This is a genomic window from Flavobacterium sp., from assembly GCF_049240005.1.
Lineage (GTDB): Bacteria > Bacteroidota > Bacteroidia > Flavobacteriales > Flavobacteriaceae > Flavobacterium.
Genome location: NZ_JBMLTK010000107.1, coordinates 5,442 through 10,221 on the forward strand (window position 1 = coordinate 5,442; position 4,780 = coordinate 10,221).

The following is a 4,780-nucleotide window of genomic DNA, read 5'->3' on the forward strand; positions in this document are numbered from 1 at the left end:
GCCTTTTTGATTGAAAACGAACAGCTTTCGCAGATTTTAAACCCCATTTTTCACACACAGAAAACCAACACGTATGTCAGTTACAACCATTAATATTTTGCTTTTTGGAATCGGAAATGTGGGAAGCACCTTGCTGAAGCAAATTGAAGAATCGCGCGATTTTATTGCGAAGCAAAACGGCATTGTATTCAACTTTCCGATTATTGCTAATTCCACCGTGGTGTTGTTCCAAAACGCGGATCAGCAACAAGCTTGGGAAACCGATTTTAAACGCTCGTCGATTCCGTATCAATTTCAAGATATACTCGATTTTCTAAAAAATACGCACCTAGAAAACCTGATAGCCGTTGATGTTACCGCATCCGATGTCATGCTCGGCCGCTATTTGCCTTTGTTGCAACACGGCTGTCATTTGGTTGCGGCGAATAAAAAACCCAATACGGCCGACTTAAATTTTTACAGTCTGTTGCGCAGCGAATTGGTGGTGCAACGGAAGCATTTTTTGTATGAAACCAATGTGGGTGCGGGCTTGCCAATCATTCAGACGCTGCGCAACTTGTATCAAGCCGGCGAACGAATTACGCGCATTCAGGGCGTTTTTTCTGGCTCATTAAGTTATATGTTTAATCGATTTTCAGTAGAGCCATTTCCGTTTTCACAGATTCTAGCCGACGCGGAACGAAACGGATACACCGAACCCGATTCGCGAGACGATTTATCGGGCACCGACGTTGCGCGTAAGCTTCTGATTTTGGCGCGCGAACTCCAAGAACCGTTGGAGTTAGACGACATTTCGATTGAACCTATTTTTGGAGAAACGCTAACCCGTTTGCTGCATGAAACCGATTATCGCTCGAATAAGCAGGCTTTAAACCGCTATTTGGAAGAGCGCAAGCAGCAGTTGGATCCCGATGAAGTTTTGCGTTTTGTAGGTGTTTTAGATTTGGAGAAGCGTCGTTTCGAAGTAAAGTTAACAGCTGTAAAGCGACTGTCGGCTTTAGGGCAATTGCACGGAACCGACAATTTAATTGAAATTTACACCGAATCGTACGGACGCAATCCGCTAGTTGTGCAAGGCGCTGGTGCAGGAAAAGAAGTGACGGCACGCGGTGTTTTAAGCGATTTATTGCAGATTGCGCAATTGGTGAAGCAGCGAGAGGTCGTGCGCATTAGCGAAGTTTCGGGGTAAATACCTGTGCCAGGAATTTCCGATTTGAAAGCTTTCGCTAACTTTACCACATGCGAAAAATCATCCACATTGATATGGATGCGTTCTATGCCTCGGTCGAGCAGCTCGATTTTCCGGACTTGCGCGGAAAGCCTATTGCTGTTGGTGGAAACGAGGTTCGGGGCGTGGTTTCGGCGGCGAGTTACGAAGCGCGAAAATTTGGTGTGCGCAGTGCTATTTCGGGCGTTCTGGCCAAGCGCTTGTGTCCGCAGCTAATTTTCGTTCCCTTGCGCTTCGATCGGTATCGCGAAATTTCGGCCAAGATTCGGGAAATCTTTTTTCAATACACCGATTTAGTTGAACCTTTATCATTAGACGAGGCGTATCTCGACGTTACCCAAAATAAAGTCAACCAGGGTTCGGCTACGTTATTGGCAACCGAAATTCGGCAACGTATTTTTCAGGAAACCCAACTCACGGCTTCTGCGGGCATTTCGATCAATAAATTTTTGGCGAAAGTAGCGTCTGATTACAATAAACCTAATGGTCAGTTCACGATTGCACCCGAGCAGGTCGAAACGTTCTTGGAAGAGTTGCCTATTGGGAAGTTTTACGGCGTTGGAAAAGTCACGCGGGATAAGATGTACAGTCATCAGATTTTCACCGGCAAGGATTTGAAGGCTAAGTCGGCCGAATTTTTAGAAACACATTTTGGCAAGCCGGGATTAGACTATTACAAGATTGTTCGCGGCATTCACGAATCGCCCGTAATGCCAGAACGCACGCAGAAATCGGTTGCCACGGAGCATACGTTTGAAACGAACTTAACGTCGGAGTTGTTTATGATCGACAAGTTAGAAGTTATAGCCAAGGAATTGTCGGCACGTTTAAAAAAGCACGATTTAGCGGGCAAGACGGTTACTTTAAAAATCAAATACAGCGACTTTACGTTGCAAACGCGTTCGAAAACGGGAGTACATTTTTTATCGACTGCCGGCGCCTTGTTTCAGGTTGCTAAAGAGTTGTTGTATCAGGAACGACTGCGCGACTCGGTTCGTTTGTTAGGCATTTCGGTAAGCAACTTGAATGTTGATCAGAAGAAGTCGGTTGGGATACAGTTGAAGTTTGATTTTTGAGAAGTGAGAAGCTAGTCCCGATAGCTATCGGGATTGCGACGTTCACCACTTAACGGATCATTTTCCCAACCGAACCCACCCTCGTCGGTACCTGAGCGTGTCGAAGGCTTATTTTAGAAGCTAGTTCCGATAGCTATCGGGATTGCGACGTCCACCAATTTACGTATCATCTTCCCAACCTTATCCGCGTATCGTTGGAACCTGAGCGTGTCGAAGGATGGTGGTTGGGAGTGTTGAAGGCTGAATTTCTTTTTTATTTGGGCAGCATTTCCGGCTTTCGGCTGTATCTTTTTATTCCGCTTCGCTCCAAAAAAAGGATGCCGCCTCTATCCGGGCTGCGAAAATCGTTACCGAGAAATTGAGGATCGATTTTGATGAATTCACCATTTTAAGTATCGTTTTGCCCAACTTAACCTGCAATTCGTGGGTGCCTGAGCTTGTCGAAGGATGGTGCCTGAGCCTGTCGAAGGATGGTGCCTGAGCCTGTCGAAGGCTAATCTTTCATTTCTTCACTTTTTTAACTTTTTTCTATTTTTTCTATTTTTTCTATTCTTGTCCGGGTGAGCGATAGCAGCGGCATACTTTTTTGCGCTACGGGATTTCCACTAGTGTTCTAGCAAAAAAGATATAGCGGATAGCGCGACGGCGGCTCCACGAAACGTTGGCGAAGCGCTATGCATAAGACGCCGGCACCCCCAAAAACCTCAAAAAAATTTTCGCACAGCTAACTTCTTCTAAAACCGCTTTTTGATTTTTTCAATCGCAAGCGCGCTCTCGAAATTTCTTTTACTTTTGCAGCATTATGGCAAAACAAGACGATTTATTTAAGAACGTTGTATCACACGCTAAGGAATACGGATTTATTTTCCCTTCGAGCGAGGTGTACGACGGCCTGAGTGCTGTGTACGATTATGCACAAAACGGCGTAGAACTTAAGAAAAACATCCGCGAATACTGGTGGGCCGCAATGGTGCAAATGCACGACAATATTGTAGGTCTCGACGCAGCAATTTTAATGCACCCAACTACTTGGAAAGCTTCTGGCCACGTAGATGCGTTTAACGATCCGTTAATCGACAATAAAGACTCGAAAAAACGCTACCGTGCCGACGTACTCATCGAAGATTACTGCGAGAAATTACAACAAAAAGCCAACAAAGAAATCGAAAAGGCTAAAGCGCGTTTTGGCGATGCCTTCGACGAGCAAACCTTTGTAACTACCAACGCACGCGTGGTGGAATATTTGGAGAAAAAGAAAGCCATTTTACAACGCATGGCGAAATCGCTCGATGCGGGCGAACTCGACGATGTGAAAGCACTTATCGAGGAATTGGAAATTGCCGACCCAGATACCGGTTCTAAAAACTGGACGGAAGTGCGCCAATTTAACCTGATGTTTGGCACCAAATTAGGCGCATCGGCAGAAAATGCGATGGATTTATACCTACGCCCGGAAACGGCACAAGGTATTTTTGTGAACTTTTTGAACGTGCAGAAATCGGGCCGTATGAAAATACCGTTTGGTATTGCACAAACCGGAAAAGCATTTCGAAATGAAATCGTGGCACGCCAATTTATTTTCCGCATGCGCGAATTCGAGCAAATGGAAATGCAGTTTTTTGTGAAACCCGGCGACGAAATGAAGTGGTACGAATACTGGAAAGAAACGCGCTTAAACTGGCACTTATCGCTTGGTTTGGGTCGGGAGAAATACCGCTTTCACGATCACGAAAAACTAGCGCACTACGCCAATGCCGCTGCCGATATCGAATTTGAATTTCCGTTCGGATTTAAAGAATTAGAAGGCATTCACTCGCGTACCGATTTCGACTTGAAAGCGCACGAACAATACTCCGGACGCAAAATGCAGTATTTCGACGCCGAAGAGAACAAAAATTACACCCCTTATGTTGTGGAAACCTCGGTGGGCCTAGACCGTATGTTCTTGGCGATTTTTGCCACAGCACTTACCGAAGAAACGCTGGAAGACGGCTCTACACGCACGGTATTGCGACTTCCGAGCGTTTTAGCCCCAACCAAAGTTGCGGTTTTACCTTTGGTGAAAAAAGACGGTCTCCCCGAACTTGCCAAAAGCATTTGCGACGATTTGCGTTGGGAAACCACCGTAGCGTACGACGAAAAAGACGCTGTGGGCCGACGTTACCGCCGCCAAGACGCACTGGGAACGCCGTTTTGTGTTACGGTTGATCACCAATCGCTCGAAGACCAAACGGTTACTATACGTCACCGCGACAGCATGCAGCAAGAGCGCGTAAAAATCGCGGATCTTGCGGGCATCATTCACTCGGCTACGAGTATGAAGCAGTGGTTGAAGCAGTGTTTTTAGATCGTTGCGTACGCAAAAGAGTGTGCCAATAATCGAATTTGCTTTATTGGTGCACTATAAAAAAATAGTTAGAAGCTCGGAGTAAATCCGGGCTTTTTTGGTTTAGAACTTTAAGTAGTTGTTTTTTGG

At 45.8% G+C, this 4,780-nt stretch carries 3 protein-coding genes; all 3 read left to right on the forward strand.

Going from position 1 to position 4,780, the window contains the following annotated elements; genetic code table 11:
* Positions 1 to 73 precede the first annotated feature (73 nt).
* Positions 74 to 1,189: an aspartate kinase gene (locus ACOVQQ_RS11050; RefSeq protein WP_421818248.1), complete on the forward strand. Its 1,116-nt coding sequence runs from the start codon at positions 74 to 76 to the stop codon at positions 1,187 to 1,189.
* 50 nt (positions 1,190 to 1,239) lie between these two features.
* A complete protein-coding gene (gene dinB, locus ACOVQQ_RS11055; protein WP_421818249.1) occupies positions 1,240 to 2,304 on the forward strand; it encodes a DNA polymerase IV in 1,065 nt (354 codons plus the stop codon).
* An 802-nt stretch (positions 2,305 to 3,106) separates the two neighbouring features.
* Positions 3,107 to 4,651, forward strand: coding sequence for a glycine--tRNA ligase (locus tag ACOVQQ_RS11060; RefSeq protein WP_421818250.1), 1,545 nt, complete (start codon positions 3,107 to 3,109; stop codon positions 4,649 to 4,651).
* Positions 4,652 to 4,780: the final 129 nt, after the last annotated feature.